General features: G+C 72.7%; 22 protein-coding genes. 11 read left to right on the top strand and 11 right to left on the bottom strand.

Translation table 11 applies throughout. The features are described 5' to 3' along the window. Window positions 1–154: 154 nt before the first annotated feature. The 5 genes from ABZ386_RS15935 to folE all read left to right on the top strand — a co-directional run bounded on the left by ABZ386_RS15935 (window position 155) and on the right by folE (window position 6,107). Window positions 155–1,282, top strand: a complete 1,128-nt coding sequence (locus ABZ386_RS15935) for a zinc-dependent metalloprotease (protein WP_356504380.1) — start codon at window positions 155–157, stop codon at window positions 1,280–1,282. A gap of 195 nt (window positions 1,283–1,477) precedes the next feature. Continuing rightward, window positions 1,478–2,527 carry a tRNA lysidine(34) synthetase TilS gene (gene tilS / locus ABZ386_RS15930; RefSeq protein ID WP_114254559.1) on the top strand — a complete coding sequence of 350 codons (1,050 nt, stop codon included), beginning with the start codon at window positions 1,478–1,480 and terminating at the stop codon, window positions 2,525–2,527. 60 nt (window positions 2,528–2,587) lie between these two features. Then, entirely contained in the window at window positions 2,588–3,148 is a 561-nt protein-coding gene (gene hpt / locus ABZ386_RS15925) for a hypoxanthine phosphoribosyltransferase (RefSeq protein WP_031115895.1), read from the top strand. Window positions 3,149–3,334: 186 nt separating this feature from the next. Next, window positions 3,335–5,374 carry an ATP-dependent zinc metalloprotease FtsH gene (ftsH, locus tag ABZ386_RS15920; protein WP_114254560.1) on the top strand — a complete coding sequence of 680 codons (2,040 nt, stop codon included), beginning with the start codon at window positions 3,335–3,337 and terminating at the stop codon, window positions 5,372–5,374. A gap of 127 nt (window positions 5,375–5,501) precedes the next feature. Continuing rightward, window positions 5,502–6,107 carry a GTP cyclohydrolase I FolE gene (folE, locus tag ABZ386_RS15915; protein ID WP_114254561.1) on the top strand — a complete coding sequence of 202 codons (606 nt, stop codon included), beginning with the start codon at window positions 5,502–5,504 and terminating at the stop codon, window positions 6,105–6,107. A gap of 30 nt (window positions 6,108–6,137) precedes the next feature. Here folE and ABZ386_RS15910 read toward each other — a convergent pair whose 3' ends face one another. The 6 genes from ABZ386_RS15910 to ABZ386_RS15885 form a co-directional block, all read right to left on the bottom strand. Next, window positions 6,138–6,626, bottom strand: coding sequence for a DUF3180 domain-containing protein (locus ABZ386_RS15910; RefSeq protein ID WP_358839999.1), 489 nt, complete (start codon window positions 6,624–6,626; stop codon window positions 6,138–6,140). A 60-nt stretch (window positions 6,627–6,686) separates the two neighbouring features. Continuing rightward, window positions 6,687–7,298, bottom strand: a complete 612-nt coding sequence (gene folK, locus ABZ386_RS15905; RefSeq protein ID WP_114254563.1) for a 2-amino-4-hydroxy-6-hydroxymethyldihydropteridine diphosphokinase — start codon at window positions 7,296–7,298, stop codon at window positions 6,687–6,689. Further along, the gene (gene folB, locus ABZ386_RS15900; protein ID WP_031115890.1) at window positions 7,295–7,654 is read right to left on the bottom strand and encodes a dihydroneopterin aldolase; all 360 of its coding nucleotides are present in this window, start codon (window positions 7,652–7,654) and stop codon (window positions 7,295–7,297) included. Before folB ends, folK begins: the two co-directional genes overlap by 4 nt. Before the next feature lie 225 nt (window positions 7,655–7,879). Further along, window positions 7,880–8,386 (bottom strand): nuclear transport factor 2 family protein, encoded by a 507-nt coding sequence (locus tag ABZ386_RS15895; RefSeq protein WP_114254564.1) that lies wholly within the window; start codon window positions 8,384–8,386, stop codon window positions 7,880–7,882. Continuing rightward, window positions 8,383–9,264 carry a dihydropteroate synthase gene (gene folP / locus ABZ386_RS15890; protein WP_114254565.1) on the bottom strand — a complete coding sequence of 294 codons (882 nt, stop codon included), beginning with the start codon at window positions 9,262–9,264 and terminating at the stop codon, window positions 8,383–8,385. Before folP ends, ABZ386_RS15895 begins: the two co-directional genes overlap by 4 nt. Window positions 9,265–9,326: 62 nt before the next feature. Beyond that, the gene (locus tag ABZ386_RS15885) at window positions 9,327–11,171 is read right to left on the bottom strand and encodes a phosphatidylglycerol lysyltransferase domain-containing protein (RefSeq protein ID WP_351339787.1); all 1,845 of its coding nucleotides are present in this window, start codon (window positions 11,169–11,171) and stop codon (window positions 9,327–9,329) included. 232 nt (window positions 11,172–11,403) lie between these two features. Between ABZ386_RS15885 and ABZ386_RS15880 the strand changes: the two genes are divergently transcribed. Together ABZ386_RS15880 and ABZ386_RS15875 are read left to right on the top strand one after the other, a co-directional pair. Beyond that, a complete protein-coding gene (locus tag ABZ386_RS15880) occupies window positions 11,404–12,528 on the top strand; it encodes an alpha/beta hydrolase-fold protein (RefSeq protein WP_355725884.1) in 1,125 nt (374 codons plus the stop codon). Between the two features lie 141 nt (window positions 12,529–12,669). Beyond that, window positions 12,670–13,854, top strand: a complete 1,185-nt coding sequence (locus ABZ386_RS15875; RefSeq protein WP_356618591.1) for a hypothetical protein — start codon at window positions 12,670–12,672, stop codon at window positions 13,852–13,854. A 71-nt stretch (window positions 13,855–13,925) separates the two neighbouring features. Here ABZ386_RS15875 and ABZ386_RS15870 read toward each other — a convergent pair whose 3' ends face one another. Then, window positions 13,926–15,269: a PH domain-containing protein gene (locus ABZ386_RS15870; protein ID WP_351339794.1), complete on the bottom strand. Its 1,344-nt coding sequence runs from the start codon at window positions 15,267–15,269 to the stop codon at window positions 13,926–13,928. Beyond that, window positions 15,266–15,775 carry a PH domain-containing protein gene (locus ABZ386_RS15865; protein WP_351339926.1) on the bottom strand — a complete coding sequence of 170 codons (510 nt, stop codon included), beginning with the start codon at window positions 15,773–15,775 and terminating at the stop codon, window positions 15,266–15,268. The genes ABZ386_RS15870 and ABZ386_RS15865 overlap by 4 nt, the downstream gene beginning before the upstream one ends. A gap of 178 nt (window positions 15,776–15,953) precedes the next feature. On the opposite strand from ABZ386_RS15865, the gene ABZ386_RS15860 reads away from it, so the two are divergent. Beyond that, a complete protein-coding gene (locus tag ABZ386_RS15860; protein ID WP_114254570.1) occupies window positions 15,954–17,105 on the top strand; it encodes an NADH-quinone oxidoreductase subunit D in 1,152 nt (383 codons plus the stop codon). A gap of 4 nt (window positions 17,106–17,109) precedes the next feature. Here ABZ386_RS15860 and ABZ386_RS15855 read toward each other — a convergent pair whose 3' ends face one another. After that, window positions 17,110–18,123: an SAM-dependent methyltransferase gene (locus ABZ386_RS15855; protein WP_358964919.1), complete on the bottom strand. Its 1,014-nt coding sequence runs from the start codon at window positions 18,121–18,123 to the stop codon at window positions 17,110–17,112. A 169-nt stretch (window positions 18,124–18,292) separates the two neighbouring features. Here ABZ386_RS15855 and ABZ386_RS15850 point away from each other — a divergent pair, with 169 nt between their 5' ends. Then, window positions 18,293–19,483 carry a sensor histidine kinase gene (locus ABZ386_RS15850; RefSeq protein WP_351339799.1) on the top strand — a complete coding sequence of 397 codons (1,191 nt, stop codon included), beginning with the start codon at window positions 18,293–18,295 and terminating at the stop codon, window positions 19,481–19,483. A gap of 68 nt (window positions 19,484–19,551) precedes the next feature. After that, entirely contained in the window at window positions 19,552–20,220 is a 669-nt protein-coding gene (locus ABZ386_RS15845; RefSeq protein ID WP_031115876.1) for a response regulator transcription factor, read from the top strand. A gap of 41 nt (window positions 20,221–20,261) precedes the next feature. Here ABZ386_RS15845 and ABZ386_RS15840 read toward each other — a convergent pair whose 3' ends face one another. Further along, a complete protein-coding gene (locus ABZ386_RS15840) occupies window positions 20,262–21,368 on the bottom strand; it encodes a DUF5937 family protein (protein WP_351339803.1) in 1,107 nt (368 codons plus the stop codon). A gap of 157 nt (window positions 21,369–21,525) precedes the next feature. On the opposite strand from ABZ386_RS15840, the gene ABZ386_RS15835 reads away from it, so the two are divergent. After that, a complete protein-coding gene (locus ABZ386_RS15835; RefSeq protein ID WP_351339806.1) occupies window positions 21,526–21,738 on the top strand; it encodes a hypothetical protein in 213 nt (70 codons plus the stop codon). Between the two features lie 23 nt (window positions 21,739–21,761). Here ABZ386_RS15835 and ABZ386_RS15830 read toward each other — a convergent pair whose 3' ends face one another. Continuing rightward, window positions 21,762–22,931: a beta-eliminating lyase-related protein gene (locus tag ABZ386_RS15830; RefSeq protein ID WP_351339931.1), complete on the bottom strand. Its 1,170-nt coding sequence runs from the start codon at window positions 22,929–22,931 to the stop codon at window positions 21,762–21,764. Window position 22,932: the final 1 nt, after the last annotated feature.

Raw genomic sequence — 22,932 nt, 5'->3', positions numbered from 1 at the left:
GGGCACGGCCACCGACGCCGAGCACCGGCGAAGAAACTCCGGCCGTCACCGACCCCGAGCACCCCGAGAACCCCGAGCACCTGAAAACGCACCCCGGCATCACCCACCCCTCGCCGCCCTGCCCCAGCGGCGAGCGCTCACGTACGGTTGACGCATGACGAGCATCGGTGGTGCTTCAACCGGCATGGTCGACTGGAACCTCGCGGTGGCGACCGCGACCCGGCTCGTGCGGCCGGGCCCCGAGGTCAGCCGCGACGAGGCGAGGGCCGTCGTCGCCGAGCTGCGCCGGCACGCCAAGGCCTCGGAGCAACACGTCCGCGGCTTCACCCGGCTCGGCACCGAGGAGGGCCACGACACCCCCGTCCTCGTCGTCGACCGCCCGGGCTGGATCCGCGCGAACGTCGCCGGGTTCCGGGAGATCCTGAGGCCCCTGCTCGACAAGATGCAGGAACGGCGCGGCAGCAGCCCCGGCAGCGCGGTCATGGGCGCCGTCGGCGGCAAGGTCACCGGCGTCGAACTCGGCATGCTCCTGTCGTTCCTGGCCTCCCGCGTCCTCGGCCAGTACGAGACCTTCGCCCCCGCCTCGCGCGAACTCCCCGCCGGCGAGAACGGCGGCGGCCGGCTCCTCCTCGTCGCCCCCAACATCGTCCACGTCGAACGCGAACTCGACGTCGACCCCCACGACTTCCGCCTCTGGGTGTGCCTCCACGAGGAGACCCACCGCACCCAGTTCACCGCCGTGCCCTGGCTGAGGGACCACCTGGAGGGTGAAATCCAGTCCTTCCTGGGGGAGACCGACGTCGACCCCATGACCGTCCTGGAACGTGTCCGCGAAGCCGCCCAGAGCCTCGCCGGAGGCCGCCCCGAGGCCGAGGAGGACGACGGCGGCCGCTCCCTCGTCGAGATCGTCCAGACCCCCGCCCAGCGCGAGATCCTCGGCCGCCTCACGGCCGTGATGTCCCTGCTGGAGGGCCACGCCGACTTCGTCATGGACGGCGTCGGCCCGGCCGTCGTACCGTCCGTCGGCGAGATCCGCGAGAAGTTCCAGCAGCGCCGCGCCAAGGGCGCCTCCCGCCTCGACCTGGCCCTGCGCAAGCTCCTCGGCCTGGACGCGAAACTCCGGCAGTACCGGGACGGCGAACGCTTCGTACGGGCCGTCGTCGACGAGGTCGGCATGGACGGCTTCAACCGCGTGTGGACCTCGCCCAACACCCTCCCCACCAAGACGGAGATCGCCAAACCGGCGGACTGGATCGCGCGGGTGCACCGCAGGGCCGAGTAGTGAACAAGGCGGGAAGGTCGTGAAAGAAAACCGGTCGACGGCAGGCGAACGCCCCTCCAATCACCCGTCCGAGGGACCGTGAGGCAGGGGTAGGCGTGCAATGCTCGGGGAACGGCCCGGTTCTGTCACCATCTACACACTCTGCGTGACCGACCCCGGGCTCACCCCCCGAAAACTTCATGAAGGGAACCGGACATGGGTCCCCATCCTGCGGTCGCGGCGATACGCCTGGCGGTACGCCGCGTCCTCCACGACCTCCTCACCGAACACCACCGCGCCCCCGCCGCGGTCCCGCACGCCCCCACGCATGCCTCCCCGCACGAGCCGCCGCCCCCGCCGCTCGTGCTCGTGGCGTGCTCCGGCGGCGCCGACTCCATGGCGCTGGCCTCCGCCCTCGCCTTCGAGTCCCCCAAGCTCGGCATCAGAGCCGGCGGCGTGACCGTCGACCACGGCCTCCAGCCCGGCTCCGACCTGCGCGCCGCGGAAGTCGTCCAGCGCCTGCGGGAACTCGGCCTCGACCCCGTCGACTCCGTCGCCGTCACCGTCGGCCGCGCCGGCGGACCCGAAGCCGCCGCCCGCGACGCCCGCTACGCCGCCCTCGACACCGCGGCCGAACGCCACGGCGCCGCCGCCGTCCTGCTCGGCCACACCCGCGACGACCAGGCCGAGACCGTCCTGCTCGGCCTCGCCCGGGGCTCCGGCATCCGCTCCCTGTCCGGCATGGCCGCGGTCTCGGGGGCCGGCGGCCGTTACCGCCGTCCCTTCCTGGAACTCGACCGGCAGACCGCCCGCAAGGCCTGCATGGTCCAGTCCCTGCCCGTCTGGGACGACCCCCACAACGCCGACCCGGCCTACACCCGCTCCCGGCTGCGCCACGAGGGCCTGCCCGCCCTGGAGAAGGCCCTCGGCAAGGGCGTCGTCGAGGCCCTCGCCCGTACGGCCCAGCTCTCCCGGGACGACGCCGACGCCCTCGACTCCTGGGCCGCCCAGGCCGAGGCCACCGTCCGCGACGCCGCCGGGCTCCTGGAGTGCGCCAAGCTCTACGCCCTGCCGCCCGCCGTACGCCGCCGCGTCCTGCGCCGGGCCGCCATCGCCGCCGGTGCCCCGGCCGGATCCCTGTTCGCCCGCCACATCGAGGAAGTCGACCGGCTCATCACCGGCTGGCGCGGCCAGGGAGCCATCAACCTCCCCGGCAAGGTCGTGGCCCGGCGGCAGGGTGGCAGACTGGTGATTCGGCAAGGCTGAACCGGACCCCTCCCAGCAGTCGCAGGAGGGGCCGGCCGGCCGGTGGGACGACCGAAAGTGATGCGGGTGGACGCGAAAGACATGGGTGCCGACCTCCAGCAGGTACTCATCACCAAGGAAGAGATCGACGCCAAGCTGGCCGAGCTGGCAGCGAAGATCGACGCGGAGTACGCGGGCAAGGACCTGCTGATCGTCGGCGTCCTGAAGGGCGCGGTGATGGTCATGGCCGACCTCGCGCGGGCGCTGTCCACCCCCGTCACCATGGACTGGATGGCCGTATCCTCGTACGGGGCGGGCACCCAGTCCTCCGGTGTGGTGCGGATCCTCAAGGACCTCGACACCGACATCAAGGGCAAGCACGTCCTCATCGTCGAGGACATCATCGACTCCGGCCTGACCCTGTCCTGGCTGATCTCCAACCTCGGCTCGCGCGAGCCCGCCTCCCTGAAGGTGTGCACGCTGCTGCGCAAGCCCGAGGCCGCGAAGGTCGCCATCGACGTGGAATGGGTCGGCTTCGACATCCCCAACGAATTCGTCGTCGGCTACGGCCTCGACTACGCCGAGAAGTACCGCAACCTCCCGTTCGTCGGTACGCTCGCGCCCCACGTGTACGGCGGCTGAATTCCGGCCGGGGTGCCGTGACGGTGATCGGGAACCCCAGCGGGCTTCCCGCCGTTGGAGCAGGCGTAGGCGGATCGCCAGCCGTCCCACGCGGCTTCAGGTGGCACTGCTGGGGTACCGTCCGAAGAACAGTCTTTTATCAAACTCACTATGGCAGGAGGGACGGGGCGGCACCGCTCCGTATGGATGGACGTGAAGCGATACTTCCGTGGGCCGGTCATGTGGATCGTGCTGGCCGTCCTTGCCGTGGTCGTGTTGATGCAGGTCGTCGGCTCGTCCGGCGGCTACAAGACGGTGGACACCGGCCAGGTCGTCCAGGCGATCAACCAGAACAAGGTCGAGTCGGCCAAGCTCACCACCGGTGACGAGCAGACCCTCAAGGTCACGCTCAAGGACGGCGTAAAGGTCGAGGGCAGCTCGAAGATCCAGGCGAGCTACATCGGCGACCAGGGCGTGGACATCGCCAACACGCTGCAGAACAAGTACCAGGACAAGCAGATCCCGGACGGCTACACGGTCTCGCCGTCCAAGCAGAACCCGTTCGTCGGGATCCTGCTCTCGCTGCTGCCCTTCGTGCTGATCGTGGTCGTGTTCCTGTTCCTGATGAACCAGATGCAGGGCGGCGGCTCCCGCGTCATGAACTTCGGGAAGTCCAAGGCCAAGCTCATCACCAAGGACACCCCCAAGACGACGTTCGCCGACGTCGCCGGGTCGGACGAGGCCGTCGAGGAGCTCCACGAGATCAAGGAGTTCCTCCAGGAGCCCGCCAAGTTCCAGGCCGTCGGCGCCAAGATTCCCAAGGGCGTCCTGCTCTACGGGCCTCCCGGTACCGGCAAGACCCTGCTCGCGCGTGCCGTCGCGGGCGAGGCGGGCGTGCCGTTCTACTCGATCTCCGGTTCCGACTTCGTCGAGATGTTCGTCGGCGTCGGTGCCTCCCGAGTCCGTGACCTGTTCGAGCAGGCCAAGGCGAACGCCCCGGCGATCGTCTTCGTCGACGAGATCGACGCGGTCGGCCGCCACCGCGGCGCCGGCCTCGGCGGCGGTCACGACGAGCGCGAGCAGACCCTGAACCAGCTGCTCGTCGAGATGGACGGCTTCGACGTCAAGGGCGGCGTGATCCTCATCGCCGCGACGAACCGGCCCGACATCCTCGACCCGGCGCTGCTGCGCCCCGGCCGCTTCGACCGGCAGATCGCCGTCGACCGCCCGGACATGCAGGGCCGTCTGGAGATCCTCAAGGTCCACCAGAAGGGCAAGCCGGTCGCCCCGGACGTCGACCTGTCGGCCGTCGCCCGCCGTACGCCCGGCATGACGGGTGCCGATCTCGCCAACGTGCTGAACGAGGCCGCCCTGCTGACGGCCCGCAGCGACCAGAAGCTGATCGACAACCACATGCTGGACGAGGCGATCGACCGTGTGGTCGCGGGCCCGCAGAAGCGGACCCGGATCATGTCGGACAAGGAGAAGAAGATCACCGCGTACCACGAGGGCGGACACGCCCTGGTCGCGGCGGCCTCACCGAACTCCGACCCCGTCCACAAGATCACGATCCTGTCGCGAGGCCGTGCCCTCGGCTACACGATGGTGCTGCCGGACGAGGACAAGTACTCGACCACGCGCAACGAGATGCTCGACCAGCTCGCCTACATGCTGGGCGGCCGCGCGGCCGAGGAGCTCGTCTTCCACGACCCGACCACGGGTGCCGCCAACGACATCGAGAAGGCCACGGGCCTGGCCCGCGCGATGGTCACGCAGTACGGCATGACCGAGCGTCTCGGCGCGATCAAGTTCGGCGGGGACAACACCGAGCCCTTCCTCGGACGTGAGATGTCTCACCAGCGCGACTACTCGGAAGAGGTCGCCGCGCTGGTCGACGAAGAGGTCAAGAAGCTCATCGAGACCGCGCACAACGAGGCGTGGGAGATCCTGGTCGAGAACCGCGACGTGCTGGACAACCTGGTCCTGGCCCTCCTGGAGAAGGAGACGCTGGGCAAGGAGGAGATCGCCGAGATCTTCGCCCCGATCGTCAAGCGCCCGCCGCGGCCCGCCTGGACGGGATCCTCCCGCCGTACGCCGTCGACCCGCCCGCCGGTCCTCTCCCCCAAGGAGCTGGCCCTGACGAACGGGGCGAACGGCGCCACGCCGGCCATCACCACGGCCAAGAGCACCGCGGCGGAGCCCGCCCCGGCGCCCGAGCGAGCCCCGGAGGACCGCCCCGAGAGCTGACCCGCTCTCCCGGTGGCCCCACCGGGTCCGGAATGGATGCCGCGCCCCCCAGGTTTTAGCCTGGGGGGCGCGGCTTTCCGCCATTTCCGCAGGCCGCCCCGAGAAGGACACAGGAACGAGGCACCAGATGACCGACCCCGTGACGCTGGACGGCGACGGCCAGATCGGCGAGTTCGACGAGAAGCGTGCCGAGAACGCCGTACGCGAACTCCTGATCGCGGTCGGCGAGGACCCGGACCGTGAGGGGCTGCGGGAGACGCCGGCGCGGGTGGCGCGGGCGTACCGGGAGATATTCGCGGGCCTGTGGCAGAAGCCGGAGGACGTGCTGACGACGACGTTCGACCTCGGGCACGACGAGATGGTGCTGGTGAAGGACATCGAGGTCCTCAGCTCGTGCGAACACCACCTCGTGCCGTTCGTCGGGGTGGCGCACGTGGGCTACATCCCGTCCGTCGAGGGCAAGATCACCGGCCTGTCGAAGCTGGCCCGGCTCGTGGACGTGTACGCGCGGCGTCCGCAGGTGCAGGAACGACTCACCACGCAGATCGCCGACTCCCTGATGCAGATCCTGGAGCCGCGTGGCGTGATCGTCGTCGTCGAGTGCGAGCACATGTGCATGTCGATGCGGGGGGTGCGCAAGCCCGGTGCCAAGACCATCACGTCGGCCGTGCGGGGACAGCTGCGCGATTCCGCGACCCGCAACGAGGCGATGAGCCTCATCATGGCGCGCTGACCGGGCGCTGACGCCGCGCCGACGCGGGCTTCAGGCGGCGGGGGCGGTCCCCGCGCCGTCGTGCTCGTCGTCCTCCGGGAGCTTGCAGACGCGCTCCAGGAAGAGGGCCGCCGCTATGACGCCGATGCCCGCGAGGACGGAGAAGCCGGCGTAGATGGCCTGGTCGCGGCGGGCCGGGATGTCCAGGGACTCCAGCAGGAAGACGCCGGTGCCGCCGTACATGCCGGAGACGAGGGCGGCGACCAGGGCGCTGGCCTGGCCGAAGACGACCGCGCGGGCCGCCATCATGGGGTCGACGCCCTTGGCGTCGGGCTGCCGCTCGCGCTGGGCCTTGAGGCGGGCGCGCAGCGAGAGCGCCGTGGCCAGCAGGACCACGGCGATCAGGGCCAGGACGATGGGGGCGGCCAGGGGAACGCTCGGGAGGGTGCCCACCGAGTTCCAGAGGCGGGCGCCCGCCCAGGACAGCACTCCGGCCACGACGAAGACTCCGGCCAGCAGCCTGATGCGCAGCTCTCTCACGGTGTCCCTTCGGTTCCCCGGCCGGTCCGGCGCGGTTCGCGGCCGTCTTGACCTTAACGGCTATTCGGGCAGCCGGAGTTCCAGGTCGGTGCGCGCCGCCACGCCTTCGCGGGTGACGGCGTCCAGCAGGCCGGCCACCGGGCCGCGGCCGGGGAGCTGCGCCTCGGGGTCCAGGTCGTGCCAGGGGGCCAGGACGAAGGCGCGCTCGTGGGCACGGGGGTGGGGGAGCGTGAGCTGCGGGTCGTCGGAGACGACGTCGGCGTACGAGACGATGTCGACGTCGAGGGTGCGGGGGCCCCAGTGCTCGTCGCGGACGCGGTGGAAGGCCTCCTCGACCGCGTGGGCTCGCTCCAGGAGCGAGGAGGGCGGCAGCGTGGTCTTGAGGACGACGACCGCGTTGAAGTAGGAGGGCTGGCTGCCGGGGTCCACGCCCCAGGGCTCGGTCTCGTAGACCGGGGAGACGGCCTTGATGCGGACGCCGGGGGTGTCCTCCAGGGCGTCGATGGCGCCCTGGAGGGTCTCCAGGCGGTTGCCGAGGTTGGAGCCGAGGGCGACCACGGCCCGTTTCGGGTTGGACAGGGTCGTGTCGGCGGCGTCGACCTTGTCGACGACGGAGGCGGGTACCGGCTGTACGGTCGGGTCGCTGGGACCCTTGAGGAAGGGTGCAGTCATACTCGGCTCCGGGTGATGGTGACGGTCACGTCGTCGAAGGGGACCGTGATCGGGGCGTCCGGCTTGTGGACGCAGACCTCGACCTGCTGGACCCCTTCGTGCTTCAGACATACCTGGGCTATGCGCTCGGCGAGCGTCTCGATGAGGTCGACGGGCTCGCCCTGGACGACGGCCACGACCTCCTCCGCCACGATGCCGTAGTGCACGGTCTTCGCCAGGTCGTCGTCGGCCGCGGCCGGGCGGGTGTCCAGGCCGAGGACGAGGTCCACGATGAAGGTCTGGCCCTCCTCGCGTTCCCTCGGGAACACACCGTGGTGCCCGCGGGCCTTCAGGCCGCGCAGCGCGACACGATCCACGCGAATCACTCCTGCAATCGTCGGTCTCGGCCGGTCGGTGCCGGGTGCGGGCGGCACACCGGCCTCGGTCGAATCTACCTGCGAGCCCGGACGGGGCCGGGCCACGGGGTCCGGGCCCGGCAGGATTCATCCGGCGTTTCCCTCGGGGAACCCGGCGGCTCACGGGTTGGTAGCCGCCCATACCCGCGGCTCCGTGATTCCAACCACTACCTGGCGACTACCCACTCAGGCGGGGGTGTCGTCCTGCTCGTCCTCGTCGGTTTCGGCCAGGACCGGGGAAGCGTGGTGCGACCAGAGCTTCCACCCCTGGGGCGTGCGCCGGAACACATTGGTGGCGACCACGAGCTGCCCGACCAGCGGGCCCAGCTCCTCGTCCTCGCCCTGGGGGGCGGGGCCGCCGCTGAGGATGTTCTCCGTGCAGGTGACCAGGGCGGTGTCGCCGGTGACCGAGACGTGCACGTCGGTGAGGAAGAACTGGATGTAGTCGGTGTTGGCCATGATCAGGGCGTACGAGCGGAGGACCTCGCCGCGGCCGGTGAGCACGGGCCAGCCGGGGTGCACGCAGGAGACCACGCCGGTGTCGGCCGGGTCGTGGTAGGTCTCGTCGACGCCCAGGTCGGAGGGGGTCAGCCAGAGCGACGCCAGTTCCTCGAAGTCGCCCCGTTCCAGTGCCTCGTAGAAGGCGGTGTTGGCGGCCTCGACCTGCTCGACGTCGGTGTGCGGGGCGCTCACCGGGCTCCCTCTGCGCCCGTGCGTGCTCCCTCGATGGCGCGCGCGACGCGTACGGCGTCGGCGGTGGCGCGGACTTCGTGCACGCGGACCGCCCACGCGCCGGCGTGCGCCGCGAGCGCGGAGACGGCGGCGGTGGCGGCGTCGCGCTCGCGGGCGGGCGGGGGCGGGCTGTCCGGGCCGGCCAGGACGCGGCCGAGGAACCGCTTGCGGGAGGCGGCCACGAGCAGCGGGTGGCCGAGGCCGAGGACCCGGTGCAGTCCCGCCAGGAGCGCGAGGTCGTGCTCGGCGTCCTTGGAGAAGCCGAGGCCGGGGTCGACGATGACGCGGTCGGGGGCGATGCCGCCCGCCAGGACGGCCTCCACGCGCGCGTGCAGCTCGTCGACGACCTCGGTGACGACGTCCCCGTACACCCCGCGGACGTTGCCGCCCTGGAGGAAGCCGCGCCAGTGCATGACGACGAAGGGGGCGCCGGCGTCGGCGACGGCCGGGATCATGCGGGGGTCGGCGAGGCCGCCGCTGACGTCGTTGACTAGGGCGGCGCCGGCCGCGAGGGCCCGCTCGGCGACGGAGGCGCGCATGGTGTCCACGGAGACGGTGACGCCCTCGGAGGCCAGGCCGCGGACGACCGGGACGACGCGGCGCAGTTCCTCGGCCTCGTCCACCCGGGTGGCGCCGGGGCGGGTCGACTCGCCGCCGACGTCGACCAGGTCCGCGCCCTCGGAGACCAGGTCGAGGCCGTGCTTGACGGCGGCCGTGGTGTCGAAGAAGCGGCCGCCGTCGGAGAAGGAGTCGGGGGTGACGTTCACGACTCCCATGACCGCGCAGCGGTCCCATTCCGGTAGGCCCGCCACGCGCCCGCGTCCGCTCTGGTTGCTCATATGTTCAGCGTAGGCCCAGGGGACGGCCGTCAGGCGCCGCGGCCCGGGTCGGTCCGGGCGGGTCACGCCGCTCTGACGCTCCGTTCCGTGGTGGTGCCGTGGGCGCACGGGCGGCGGTTCGCCGGGCGCCGGCGGCGCAGGAAGCGCGGCAGGGGCAGGGCGAGGTTGACGAAACCTTCCGCCTGCATGGCGGCGAAGCCGATGCGGGGCAGGTCGGCGGAGGCCCGGTAGACGACGAAGCGGGGCTCCCAGCGCGGCTGGAACTTGGCGTTGAACTTGTACAGCGACTCGATCTGGAACCAGCGGGAGAGGAAGACCAGCAGTCCGCGCCAGGCGCGCAGCACGGGACCGGCGCCTATCTTCTCGCCGCGGGCCAGGGCCGAGCGGAACATGGCGAAGTTGAGGGAGACCCGCTCGATGCCGAGCTTGGGGGCGGCCTGGAGGGCGGCCACGATGAGCAGTTCGTTCATGCCGGGGTCGGCCGAGCGGTCGCGGCGCATCAGGTCCAGGGAGACGCCGTCGGGGCCCCAGGGCACGAAGTGCAGGATCGCCTTCAGGTCGCCGTAGGGGCCGGGGTGGTCGTCCTGCTTGTGGGCGGTGGCGATGAGGCAGTCGCCGTCGGCGGGGTCGCCGACGCGGCCGAGGGCCATGGAGAAGCCGCGCTCGGTGTCGGTGCCGCGCCAGTCGTCGGCGGCCTGGCGGATGCGCTCCAGCTCGGCGTCCCCGAGGTCACGGACACGTCGTACCCGGGTTTCGTAACCGGCGCGCTCGATGCGCTTGACCATCTGGCGCACGTTGCGCATCGCGCGGCCGGCGAGGGAGAAATCCGCGACGTCCACCACCGCCTCGTCGCCCAGTTCGAGGGCGTCGAGCCCGGTCTCGCGGGTCCACACCTCGCCGCCGGTCTCGGAGCAGCCCATCACGGCGGGGGTCCAGGAGTGGGCCTTGGCCTCGTCCATGAACCGTTCGATGGCGCCGGGCCAGGCCTCGACGTCGCCGATCGGGTCGCCGCTGGCGAGCATCACGCCGGAGACCACGCGGTAGGTCACGGCCGCCTTGCCGCTGGGGGAGAAGACGACGGCCTTGTCGCGGCGCAGCGCGAAGTGGCCGAGGGAGTCGCGGCGCCCGTGCTTCTCCAGCAGGGCGCGCAAGCGTGCCTCGTCCTCCTCGGTGAGGTGCGCGGCCGGGTGTTCGGGGCGGAAGGCCAGGTAGATGGTGGTGACGGCGGTGAGCAGGCCCAGGGCGCCGAGCGAGAAGGCGACGGTCCAGGAGGTGTCGCCCCGGTAGTCGACGGGCCCCTCGAAGCCGAAGAGGCCGTAGATGACGTGGGTGATGCGGTCGGCCAGGCTCGGGTCGCCGAGCATGCGGTCGCCGTGGACGCTGACGATGAGCAGGCCCAGCAGCAGCGAACCCGCGCTCATCAGGACGAAGTTGGCGAGCGCCCGCCAGCGGCTGCGCGGGTCGGGCAGCGCGTCGAACTGGTCGCGGTGGCGCAGCAGGGGGGCCAGCAGCGCCAGGGAGATCAGGACGCCCACGAGGGAGTGCCGGTAGGTGAACTGCGCCACGGCACCGGCGGGCAGCAGGGCCACGGCCGCCCGCCAGGCCCGGCGCTTGCCGCGCTTGAGGCCGTGGGCGAGCAGCAGCAACAGCACACCGGTGCTCAGCGACAGCGCGGCCGCGAACGGGCCGAGCGCGCCGGGCAGGACCTCGGCGATGGCGTGCATGCGGCTGTGCCGGAAGCGCGGGAAGACGCCCGCGGCGATGTCCAGCAGGCCCACGAGGGCGCAGGCTCTGCCGACGAGGAGGGGGACCGCCTCGGGGCGTGGTCCGCGCAGCAGGCGGCGCACCCGGCTCGTCCGGTCCGTACCGGCCGCGCCGCTTCGACGGGTCGGAACCTCACCCGACATTTCCTCATCTGTCCTGACAGACATCGCATCCCGTAGTTCTGCGAGAGACCTTGGATCCGGTGCCGATTCGGGCATCCGGCGACATTGCGCCCTCTAGGACGGTGTCTCGGGGGGAGAGGTTCACTCCCCATGTCAAAGCCGTTTCAAAGGCCGAGGAAAGTCCGGGACAAGCCCGAGCGAAGGTGTGCTCGCGGGCGGGGCCGGGCGGAGAGCGCGAGCAGGTAACCAACCCATGGGTCTGACGAGCAACAAGGTGCTGGTGTTGGCGGTGCTGTCCGCCGTGCTGCTGTTCGCCGGCACGGTCTGGCTGTGGCCACGGCTGGCCCGGCGGAGCTGGCCGGCCGTGGGCGGACGCGTCGGGCTGCTGCTGGCCACGCAGCTGGCGCTGTTCGCCGCGGTGGGCCTGGCCGCCAACCAGGCCTTCGGGTTCTACGCGAGCTGGGCGGACCTGTTCGGGCAGGAGAAGGACCAGGGCGTGGTCGTGGACCACACCCCGGGCGAGGGCCCGCTGGAGGTGGTCGGCTCGCGGCGGGTGCCCGGGGCGGCCGGGGTGCGCCCCCAGGCCGGGGGCCGGATCCAGCAGGTCGACCTCGTGGGCCGTACGACGCACATCGCGACGCCCGCGTACGTCTATCTGCCGCCGGAGTACTTCCAGCCGCGGTACCGCACCCACCGGTTCCCCGCGGCCGTCGTGCTGACCGGTTACCCGGGCACGGCCTCGGCGCTGGTGGAGAAGCTCCACTACCCGCGTACGGCCCTGGAACTGGCCCGGGAGGGCCGGGCGAAGCCGATGATCCTGGTGATGCTGCGGCCTACGGTGGCGCCGCCCCGGGACACGGAGTGCGTGGACGTCCCGGGCGGTCCGCAGACCGAGTCGTTCTTCGCGAAGGATCTGCCCGAGGCGTTGCGCTCGCACTACCGGGTGGCCGAAAAGCCGGGAAGCCTGGGCATCATCGGCAACTCGACGGGCGGCTACTGCGCCTTGAAGATCGCCATGCACCATCCCGATGTGTACGCCGCCGGGGCGGGTCTGTCCGCGTACTACAAGGCGCCGATCGACGCCACGACCGGCGATCTCTTCCAGGGCGACAAGGGGCTGCGCAATCGCGCCGACCTGTGGTGGTATCTCGAGCACATGCCCGCGCCCGACACTTCGCTGCTGGTCACCAGCAGCAAGGTGGGCGAGTCCGACTACAAGGACACGCTGAAGTTCATAGACCGGGTGAAGGGCACCGGCCTGACGCGGATCTCGTCGATCATCCTGGAAAGCGGCGGGCACAACTTCAACACCTGGCGGCGCGAGATTCCGGCGACGCTGGAGTGGATGAGCGGGCGCCTCGACGGCCCCTGGAAATGATCTTGGGAATGATCCGGGGAATTGAGTGAGCGGCTGATTCCGCTTCTTGCCGAGTTCTGATGCCGTGTGAGTCCCTTGGGGTGGCTTTGTTTTTGCGGGGTGGGTCACCACGATTCGCCTACGCGCGGTAAGTTTCTGGCCATGCCACGTGGACGTCATCGCCATTCCCCGCCCCTGCACAGGCTGCTGCCCCCGTCGGCGATCGCAGGCGTCTCCCTCGTCTGCGCCCTGGGGCCCTGGGTGTTCACGGAGCCGATGGTGCTCCGCGGTCTGGCCGCGGCCGCCGCGGCGACGGCGGTCGTCGGCGCGGTCGTGCTGCGCCGCTGGGACATCCAGGCGGGCAAGCAGGTCGCCGACCTCACGCGCGCGCGTGCGAGCGACGAGTGGCGCTTCGAGGAACGGGTCGCCGAACTGGAGGCCGACCTCGAGGAGTCCCGCGAGCTGCGCGCCAAGCTGGAGCAGCGGCTGCGCGCCAAGCGCACCGAACTGGCCGGGCTGCGCAACGAGCACGCCGCGCTGCTGCGCCGGTACGCCACGGCGGAGACCGAGCGCGCGAGCGTCCTGGAGGAGCGCCGGGTGCTCGAGATAGAGGCGACGGCTCCGGTGCGCGCGGCATTGCCCGCGGGGGTGGCGGACGCCGCCGCCGGGCAGGACGGGGCGCCGCTCACCGTCGAGGAGGAGCCCGCGGTTCCCGCGGTGTTCTCGCCCGAGGGTTCCCGGCTGTTCCTGCGGGCCGCGGCCGCGCTCGCCCGGTTCGACGGCGAGAGGGCACCGGAGCCGGACGGCGGTGGCGACGGCGACGGCGTGCCGAAGGGCGAGGACGCGGAGCCCGCGCGGGAGCCCCGGCGGGAGACGGCCGAGCAGCGGGAGCAGGCCTCGGAGGACGAGGCGCAGGGGCAGTCCGAGGCGGTCGACGGGCACGAGCGCGCGACCGCCGCCACCGCGGAGCAGGCCGACAGTGCCGAGACGGCCGGCAGTACCGAGAAGGCCGACAGTGCCGAGAAGGCGGTTTCCGGTCACTACACCGTCCCGACCGCCGTGGCCGTCGCGCCGCAGGCGCCGGTGCGACGGCCCCTGACCGAGGGCGGGTTCGACTTCTTCGGCACCAAGCAGGGCACCTCGCGGGCCGCCCTGGAGGCCGTGCAGAACGAGGACCTCGCCGATGTCGTCGGGCAGGAGGCCCTCGCCCTGCACAAGGCCGAGACCGAGGCCGGGTTCAAGCCGGTGGACGAGGAGTCGCGCGGGATCGGCCAGGTCATCGACCTGACGGCGCACGACGAGACGGAGCAGATCGACGTGCAGGGGCTGCGGAGCGCGGTGTCCTGAACTCCGCTGCGGCGGAAGGCCCCCCGGCTGTCTCCGGGGGGCCTTCGGCTTGTCTGCGGCTTCCGTGAGGGTCACGCCATCCAGCGGTCCGGCCGCGCGTCCCTGCGCCCGGTGCGGGACCGTTCCGCCTGCGCCGCCAGCAGCTCGCGCGCCTCGGCCGCGTCCCGCAGCCGGGCCGTCACCGTCTTGTTCGCGCCCGTGTCCACGTGCACGTCGGCCACGCCCCGGGCCCGCTCCCAGGGGCCCTGCGTCATCCGTACGCTCTGCACCTTGGCGTGCGGCACCAGCGCCAGGCTCCGCCGCAGCAGCCCGGACCGGGCCGCGAACACCGCGTCGGTGACGGCGAGTCCGTACCCCCGCCACCACAGCGGCACGCACCAGCGGGCGCGGCGCGGCGACGGCGACAGGGCCGCGCGCTCCGGCACGGTCACCCCGGGCAGCACGCGCGCGACGACGGCGTCGGCGATCTCGCGCGGGGCGACCGGCACCAGCACGGAGTTGGACGAGCCCGCCACGTCCAGCTCCACCCGCACCCAGCCGCGCCGCCGCCACAGCAGCGGCTCCACGATCCGCACGGTCTGCACACGGCCCGGCGGCACCGTCTCGTGGGCCCGGTCCAGCAGGCCGTGGTCGATGCGCAGCCCGTCGGGCGACTCGCCCACCGTCCAGTCGTACTCGCCGACGAACCGCCCCACGCTGCTCGCGCCCGCAGCGCCCAGCAGCGGCAGGGCCGTGGCCAGGACCGTCCACACGCTCTCGGTGGCCATCCACAGCAGCGGCGGGACGACGAGCGCCGCGGCCAGCGACCCCCAGGTCCCCCCGCTCAGCACCAGCGACATGGCGAGCACGCCGGGCGGCACCCGCAGCAGCTGCCGGGACGGGGCCTCGCCGACCTCGTGGGCGGTCTCGGGGGCGAACCCGGCCGCCCGCGCGAGCAGTTCGGCGCGCAGCGCCCGCGCCTCGTCCGCGCCGAGGAAGGCCAGTTCGTCCTTCTTGTCGGTCCCTATGACGTCGAGTTTCAGCTTGGCGACGCCCGCGACCCGGGCGAGCAGCGGCTGGGTGATGTCGATGGCCTGGACCCGCTCCAGCCGGATGTGCGCGGTGCGCCGGAACACCAGTCCGGTACGGATGCGCAGTTCGGTCCCGGTCACCGCGAAGTGCGTGAACCACCAGGAGCAGAAGCCGTACAGGGCGGCGGCCGGGACGATCACGGCGAGGGCGATCAGCAGCGTGGTCGTCGTCAGCCGGGCCAGCTGGCGCTGCGCCCCGTCGGGATCGTGCACCGCCCAGCCGGCGACCACGGCGACCGGTGCCCAGGCCCGCCGCAGCGGTGTGACGGGGTGCAGCCGCCGCTCGGCGGGCCCGCCCTCGGCGGTGGTCGCCCCGGCTTCTCCGGTGGCCCCGGGCGCCGTCACAGGCCCGCCGATCGGGCCTCGCCGAGCTCGGTGAGCCGGTCGCGCAGCCGTTCCGCCTCGGCCGGGTCCAGGCCGGGGATGGTGGCGTCGGTCGCCGCGGCGGCCGTGTGCAGCTGCACGCTGGCCAGCCCGAAGTGCCGCTCGACCGGCCCGGAGGTGACCTCGACCAGCTGCATCCGCCCGTACGGCACGACCGTCTCCTCGCGCCACAGCACGCCGCGGCTGATCAGCAGGTCGTCGGCGCGCTCGGCGTACCGCCAGGAACGCCAGTTGCGGTCGATCATCACCCAGCCCCAGGCCATCAGCGCCAGCGGCAGCACGGCGAACACGGCCCAGCCGGGCCCGGCGAGCAGCCCCGGCAGCAGCCCGGCGGCCAGCGCGGCCAGCCCCAGCCAGACGACCAGGAGCAGCCGCCGCATCTTCAGCAGGCCGGGCGGCAGGGCGATCCAGACGGGCTCGTCCTCGGGCCGGGCCTCGCCGGTCGCCCCGGCCCCTGCGGGCACGATCCCGCCCGCTGCCGCCGCCCCGGCGGTGTCCTCTGCCCCCGTCGGCCCACCCGCTGCCGCCGCCCCGGCCGTGTCCTCTGCCCCCGTCGGCCCGGCCGCGCTGCCGGTCCCCGTCGGCCCCGCCTCGTGCGGGCTCCCCGTCTCCATGAGGTCAGGGTACGTAGGGGAGACTGTGTCCATGACTCCTACGACGGAGACCATGGTCGGAATCGGCGGCGCCGCGGAGAGCACCGACATGGTGCTCAACATCGGGCCCCAGCACCCGTCCACGCACGGGGTGCTGCGGCTGAAGCTCGTCCTGGACGGCGAGCGCATCACGCACGCGGAGCCGGTGATCGGCTACATGCACCGGGGCGCGGAGAAGCTGTTCGAGGCGCGCGACTACCGCCAGATCATCATGCTCGCCAACCGCCACGACTGGCTGTCGGCGTTCTCCAACGAACTGGGCGTCGTCCTCGCCGTGGAGCGGATGCTCGGCATGGAGGTCCCCGAGCGCGCCGTGTGGCTGCGCACGCTGCTCGCCGAGCTGAACCGGGTGCTCAACCACCTGATGTTCCTCGGCTCGTACCCCCTGGAGCTCGGCGGGATCACCCCGATCTTCTACGCCTTCCGGGAGCGCGAGGAACTCCAGCACGTCATGGAGGAGGTCTCCGGCGGGCGCATGCACTACATGTTCAACCGGGTGGGCGGCCTCAAGGAGGACCTGCCGGCCGGCTGGACCGCACGCGCGCGTACCGCCGTCGCCGACGTCCGCTCCCGCATGGACCGCTTCGACGACCTCGTGCTCGGCAACGAGATCTTCCGCGGCCGCACCCGGGGCGTCGGCGTCCTGTCCCCGCAGGCCGTGCACGCCTACGGCGTCAGCGGGCCGATCGGCCGCGCCTCGGGCGTCGACTTCGACCTGCGCCGCGACGAGCCGTACCTCGCCTACGGCGACCTCCAGGGCACCCTGAAGGTGGTCACCCGGCAGGAGGGCGACTGCCTCGCCCGCTTCGAATGCCTCCTGGAGCAGACGCACAACGCGCTGGACCTGGCCGACGCCTGCCTCGACCGCCTCGCGGAGCTGCCGCCCGGGCCGGTCAACCAGCGGCTCCCGAAGGTCCTCAAGGCGCCGGAGGGGCACACCTACGCCTGGACCGAGAACCCCCTCGGCATCAACGGCTACTACCTGGTCAGCAAGGGCGAGAAGACGCCGTACCGGCTGAAGCTGCGCTCCGCCTCGTACAACAACATCCAGGCGCTGACGGAGCTGCTGCCGGGGACGCTGGTCGCGGACATGGTGGCGATCCTGGGGTCGATGTTCTTCGTGGTCGGGGACATCGACAAGTAGGAGCTCAGGCCCGGAACGGGTCCGGGATCCCCACCGGCTGCACCAGCCACCCGAAGTCGCCCAGCCCGCCGGCCGCGGTGAGCTCGGCCGCCTCCCCGGCGCCCGCGAGGGCGCGCACGTAGGCGGCGGGGTCGGTGGACGCCAGCGTGAGCGGGGGGCGCGCGCCGGTCACGCCCAGGGCGTGCAGCGCCTCCCGCTGCCGGAGCACGCGCCCGCCGGGGAGCGTGCACGCGTCCAGCGCGACGTGCGCGGTGATGTCGCAGGAGCCGTCCGGCACGGGCGTGGTCTCGCGGCCCTCCCGGAAACCGGTGAGCGTCCCGAACGGCGGCCGGGCGTCCGCCGTGTGCGCGTAGTCCACGGCGACCGCGAGCCCCCGCCGCAGCGTCGCGACCGCCGCGGCCCAGGACTCGTCCCGGGGCAGCCCGATCTCGGCCCGCAGCCCCGCCGCACCGGGCAGCGGCCACCAGCGCTCCAGCCACCGGGCCTCCGCCCCGCCGACCGGATCCCCGAGCCGTTCGGTCCCGTCCGTGCGGACCAGCACCAGCCGGGCCGTGCCCGCGGCGTCCACCTCCGCGACCTCCACGGGCACGTTGTCCAGCCACTCGTTGGCGAACAGCAGTCCGGTCGTCCCCTCAGGAGGCGCGGCCAGCCACTCGATCCGGTGATCGAGCCCGGCGGGCCGCTCGGCCACTTCGACGGCGTACGCGCGCGTGCGGCCCGCCACCTCGGCGGGCAGCGCGGCGAGCACCCCGGCGGCCAGTTCGCCCCGCCCGGCCGCCATGTCGACGAAGTCCAGCGCCGCGGGTCGTCCCAGCGCCTCGTCGACCCGGCACAGCAGCCGCGCCACGGCCCCGGCGAACAGCGGCGAGGCGTGCACGGACGTGCGGAAGTGCCTGGCCGGCCCCTCGGCCCGCCGGTAGAAGCCGCCGGGCCCGTACAGGGCCTCCTGCGCGGCCGCGCGCCACCCCTGCCACTTCCGCGGCTCCGGTTCCTCGGGTCCCGCTGGTCCCTTGGGCACCGCTGGCCCCTCCAGTCCCTCTGGTCCCTCGCCCCTCGTCACTGCTGTCACCGGCCCAGGCTAAGCGGACACAACGAACGCAACTCCACCTTGCGGAGTACGCGCGCCGGACGCGGATCGGTCCTCCGGTTGACCCCTGCACCTATCCCGCTTCCCTACGCTGGGTTACGTGCAGCGCCTCTATGACTTCCTCCGCAGACACCCGATGTGGGTCGACGGCACCTGGGCCCTCGTCCTCCTCGGGATGTCGCTGGTGGGCGGAGCGGCGGGCGGGTACGGCTCCCCTGCCCTCGCCGTCCCCCTCGCCCTGCTGCTCTGCCTGGTGATCGCGCTGCGCCGCCGGCACCCGGAGAAGATGCTGCTGCTCGCGACCGGGGTCGGAGTGGCCCAGCTGGTCACCGACGTGGAGATCGGCCCGGCCGACTTCGCCCTGCTGGTGATCGTCTACACGGTCGCGGCGGAGGGCGCGCGCTGGGCCTCCCGCTTCGCGCTGGGCGCCGGCCTGTGCGCGGCCCCGCTGGCCCAGCTGCGCTGGCCGACCGAGGAGACGTCCGCCGCCGGCAACGTCGTGCTGACGGTCTTCATGGCCGTGCCCTTCGCCCTCGCCTGGGTGCTCGGCGACTCCATCCGCACCCGGCGCGCCTACTTCGCCCAGCTGGAGGAGCGGGCCGCCCGCCTGGAGAAGGAGCGCGAGGCGCAGTCCAAGGTCGCCGTCGCCGCCGAACGGGCCCGCATCGCGCGCGAGTTGCACGACGTCGTCGCGCACAACGTCTCGGTGATGGTCGTGCAGGCCGACGGCGCCGCCTATGTCCTCGACGCCGCGCCCGACCAGGCGAAGAAGGCCCTGGAGACCATCTCCTCCACCGGCCGCCAGGCCCTCGCCGAGATGCGCCGCCTGCTCGGCGTGCTGCGCACCGGGGAGCACCAGGAGGCCGGCGAGTACGTGCCGCAGCCGGACGTGCAGCAGATCGAGGACCTCGTCGAGCAGTGCCGCGGCTCCGGGCTGCCCGTCGACTTCAAGGTCGAGGGCACCCCGCGTCCCCTGCCCAGCGGCGTCGAGCTCACCGCGTACCGCATCGTCCAGGAGGCGCTCACCAACACCCGCAAGCACGGCGGGCCCAACGCGGGCGCCAGCGTGCGCCTGGTCTACTTCGACGACGGCCTCGGCCTGCTCGTCGAGGACGACGGCAAGGGCGCCCCGCACGAGCTGTACGAGGAGGGCGGGTTCGACGGGCAGGGCCACGGCCTCATCGGCATGCGGGAGCGGGTCGGTATGGTCGGCGGCACCCTGGACGCCGGACCGCGCCCGGGCGGAGGATTCCGCATCAGCGCCCTGCTGCCGCTCAAACCGGCGCACTGACCTCGGCACGCGCGCCCCTCACTGACACCTGTGACCACCGATGTGACCACCGAAACGGAAGAGGCCAGATGACGATCCGCGTGATGCTCGTCGACGATCAGGTGCTGCTGCGCACCGGGTTCCGGATGGTGCTCGCCGCCCAGCCGGACATGGAGGTCGTGGCGGAGGCGGGCGACGGCGTCGAGGCCCTCCAGGTCCTGCGGACGACCGAGGTGGACGTCGTCCTCATGGACGTGCGCATGCCGAAGCTGGACGGTGTGGAGACGACCCGCCGGATCTGTGCGGACACCGACCCGCCCAAGGTGCTCATCCTGACCACGTTCGACCTCGACGAGTACGCCTTCTCCGGGCTGAAGGCGGGCGCCTCCGGGTTCATGCTCAAGGACGTGCCCCCGGGTGAGCTGCTCGCCGCGATCCGGGCCGTGCACAGCGGTGACGCCGTCGTCGCGCCCTCCACCACCCGGCGGCTCCTGGACCGCTTCGCGCCCATGCTGCCGGGCACCCAGCAGCCCCAGCACAAGGAGCTGGAGCGGCTCACCGACCGGGAGCGCGAGGTCATGGTGCTGGTCGCGCAGGGCCTGTCCAACGGCGAGATCGCGGCCCGGCTGGTGCTGTCGGAGGCGACCGTGAAGACCCACGTGGGCCGCATTCTGACCAAGCTGGGCCTCAGGGACCGGGTGCAGGTGGTGGTGCTGGCCTACGAGACCGGGCTGGTGCGCGCCGGCGGACACGGCTGAGCCGCCGGTAGCGGGCGGCCCGCCGTCCTTAGGCCGGCCCGCTATCGGAGGATCCCCTCCAGGAACTCGCTGCCGAGCCGGGCCACCACCGTCACGTCCAGCTGGTGCAGGACGTAGCGCCCGCGGCGGCGGGTGGTGATCAGGCCCGCCTTCTTCAGCACGGCCAGGTGCCGGGATATCTCCGGGGCCGTCATGCCGTGCACCTGCGCCAGCTCGCCGGTGGTGTACGCGCTGCGGGCGAGATGGCGGCACATGCGCATGCGCACCGGGTGGGACAGCGCGGTCATCCGCAGGGCCAGCTGCTCCAGCGAGGGCGGCGCGGCCAGCTCGGGGGAGCCGACCGGGTAGTGCAGCAGCGGCTGCCAGCCGTGCCGGTGCAGGACCATCAGGTGCGGCCAGCCCAGGCTCGTCGGGACGAGCAGCAGGCCGCCGTCGCCCGTGGCCGTACGGCCCTCGCCCAGCTTGTCGACCGTGATGCGGGCGGCGTCCTCGTCGAGGATCACCGCCGGGGACACCGCCGCCAGCGCCTCGGCCAGGCCTTTGCGCCTGAGCAGCTCCGTCTTGTGGCGGGCGTCCGCCGCGAGCTGGTGGCGCAGCCGGGACCAGGCCTCCGCGAAGAACGCCTCGTCGCAGTCCTGGAGGAACTGCCGCAGCCAGGCGCGGATCCTGGGCGGGTCGGCCAGCAGCCGCTCGCTGAACCGCAGCTGCTGCGGCCCGCGGGCGGCGGCCAGCTCCAGGGCGCGGCGGCGTATCTCCTCGTCGGCCAGCGCGTCCGGGCCGTGCGAGCAGTACGGCAGCGCGCACGTGAACTCCAGGGCCGCGTCCACGAACTGCTCGTCCGTCAGCTTGTCGAGCAGGTCCAGCTCCTCGGCGAGCGTGCCGCACGGCAGCGTGCTGCGGCCCGGGATGCCGGCGAACGGCATGAACAGGTCCGAGAACGTCGTCCGCCACAGGAAGTCCGCCTCGCACATCCGGTCGGCCAGATGCGGGTCGAGCCGGGCCCGCACGCCCGTCACCCAGCCCTGCAGGCCCGGGTGGTGGGCCGGCTCGGACAGCGCGTGCAGCGCCATGCCCAGCTCGGCCAGGGGCGAAGGCACGACGGCGACCCTCTCCGGCCGCAGCCCCGCGATGTCGATGTGCACGCTCATGCCCTCATGGTGCATCCCGCCACTGACAACGCCCCGTCGATTGACGGGCGTCGTCAATCGACGCGACGCCGCCTCCGGTGCGGGCGCACGGTGGATCCACCGGGGCAGCCGCGGAGCTTCGGGCCTCCATCACCCCGTCCCGCAGAGGGAATCCACCATGAGCATCACGCAGCAGTACCTCCTCGACACCCACCGCGCCCGGTCCCGGGGCGAGCCCGCCCCGCCCGCGCCGGGCGCGCACGACTGGCAGGTCGTACGGGAGTGGCGCGACGAACGGGAGTTCAGGGCGGTCCTGGCGGGCCGCCCGGCCCGCCGCCGGTTCCACCGGTTCCGCGCCACCCTGAGCCGCTGGGTGCGGCGCCCCGCCTGACCCCGTGCCTCACCGGCCCTGCTTCACGCCCGCTCCGGCAGCCGGGCCACGAACTCCGCCACCGCGCTCTTCACGTCCTCGGCGGTCCACTCCAGCCCGGCGGCCCGCACATGCACCTCCGTGACCGCCAGCCCCGGACCGCCCCGGTCCCAGGCGGAGCCGAACAGGACGCAGCCCGTCTCCTCGGCCGCCCGGACCGCCGCCTCCCCGAGGACGTCCGCGTCGTACGGCAGCCACACCTGGAAGTCGTGGGTGTGCGGCACCTCCGGGTGCACGCGCGCCCACGGCAGCCCGGCGGCGGCGAACCCCTCGCGCAGTGCGGCGGCCACCACGCGCGCGTGGGCGACGTACTCCGGCAGCCGGGGCAGTTCCCGCTCCAGTCCGACCAGCGCCGACAGGGCCGTGGGGAACTGCTGGAAGACCTGGCCGCCGTACCGGTGCCGCCAGGCCTTCGCCTCCTCCACCAGTTCCGTCGGACCGGCGAGGGCCGCGCCGCCGAACGCCTCCAGCGACTTGTAGAACGACACGTAGACGCTGTCGGCCAGGCCCGCGATCTCCTCCAGGGACCGGCCGAGGTGCACGGTCGACTCCCACAGCCGGGCCCCGTCGAAGTGCACCACCGCGTCCCGCTCCCGCGCGGCCCCGACCACCTCGGTGAGCTCCTCCCAGGTGGGCAGCACGAAACCGGCGTCCCTGAGGGGCAGTTCCAGCATCAGCGCCCCGAAAGGCTCCTCGAAGTCACGCACCTCCGCGGCGGTCGGCAGCCGCGGCTCGCCCGTCACCCGCACCGGGCGCAGGCCGCCGACCTCGCTGAACGCGTTCCGCTCGTGCACCTCCGGGTGGCTGAGCGCGTGCAGGGCCACGGTCGGGTTGCCGGTGCGGCCCGCCCAGCAGCGCAGGGCCACCTGCTGGGCCATGGTGCCCGTCGGGAAGAACGCCGCCGCCTCGGTGCCGAGGAGCGCCGCGACCTTCGTCTCCAGCGCCTCGACGACGCCGTCGCCGTACACGTCCGACAGTTCGTCCAGGTCGTGGACGTCCCCCGCCGCGTCCAGCACCGCCAGCCGCTCCCGCAGGGTCCGGTGGAAACCGAACCGCGCGAACACCCGCCGCGCGCCGCGGTGGGCCGCCAGCCGCCGCTCCCGGATCCCCGCGCCCCGGTCCGGGTCCGCCGCCTGCTCATCGCGTTCCGCCATG

The sequence above is a fragment of the Streptomyces sp. NPDC006140 genome (genome assembly GCF_040628815.1).
GTDB lineage: Bacteria > Actinomycetota > Actinomycetes > Streptomycetales > Streptomycetaceae > Streptomyces.
The sequence above is the reverse complement of the archived record's forward strand: the minus strand, read 5'-3'. Positions and strand labels throughout refer to the sequence as shown.

What these genes read in the sequence shown, in the direction of transcription:
- ABZ386_RS15935 (WP_356504380.1), top strand. Translation starts at nt 155, where the DNA reads ATGACGAGCATCGGTGGTGCTTCAACCGGCATGGTCGACTGGAACCTC.
- tilS (WP_114254559.1), top strand. Translation starts at nt 1,478, where the DNA reads ATGGGTCCCCATCCTGCGGTCGCGGCGATACGCCTGGCGGTACGCCGC.
- hpt (WP_031115895.1), top strand. Translation starts at nt 2,588, where the DNA reads ATGCGGGTGGACGCGAAAGACATGGGTGCCGACCTCCAGCAGGTACTC.
- ftsH (WP_114254560.1), top strand. Translation starts at nt 3,335, where the DNA reads ATGGACGTGAAGCGATACTTCCGTGGGCCGGTCATGTGGATCGTGCTG.
- folE (WP_114254561.1), top strand. Translation starts at nt 5,502, where the DNA reads ATGACCGACCCCGTGACGCTGGACGGCGACGGCCAGATCGGCGAGTTC.
- folK (WP_114254563.1), bottom strand. Translation starts at nt 7,298, where the DNA reads ATGACTGCACCCTTCCTCAAGGGTCCCAGCGACCCGACCGTACAGCCG.
- folP (WP_114254565.1), bottom strand. Translation starts at nt 9,264, where the DNA reads ATGAGCAACCAGAGCGGACGCGGGCGCGTGGCGGGCCTACCGGAATGG.
- ABZ386_RS15885 (WP_351339787.1), bottom strand. Translation starts at nt 11,171, where the DNA reads ATGTCGGGTGAGGTTCCGACCCGTCGAAGCGGCGCGGCCGGTACGGAC.
- ABZ386_RS15880 (WP_355725884.1), top strand. Translation starts at nt 11,404, where the DNA reads ATGGGTCTGACGAGCAACAAGGTGCTGGTGTTGGCGGTGCTGTCCGCC.
- ABZ386_RS15875 (WP_356618591.1), top strand. Translation starts at nt 12,670, where the DNA reads ATGCCACGTGGACGTCATCGCCATTCCCCGCCCCTGCACAGGCTGCTG.
- ABZ386_RS15860 (WP_114254570.1), top strand. Translation starts at nt 15,954, where the DNA reads ATGACTCCTACGACGGAGACCATGGTCGGAATCGGCGGCGCCGCGGAG.
- ABZ386_RS15845 (WP_031115876.1), top strand. Translation starts at nt 19,552, where the DNA reads ATGACGATCCGCGTGATGCTCGTCGACGATCAGGTGCTGCTGCGCACC.
- ABZ386_RS15840 (WP_351339803.1), bottom strand. Translation starts at nt 21,368, where the DNA reads ATGAGCGTGCACATCGACATCGCGGGGCTGCGGCCGGAGAGGGTCGCC.
- ABZ386_RS15835 (WP_351339806.1), top strand. Translation starts at nt 21,526, where the DNA reads ATGAGCATCACGCAGCAGTACCTCCTCGACACCCACCGCGCCCGGTCC.
- ABZ386_RS15830 (WP_351339931.1), bottom strand. Translation starts at nt 22,931, where the DNA reads ATGGCGGAACGCGATGAGCAGGCGGCGGACCCGGACCGGGGCGCGGGG.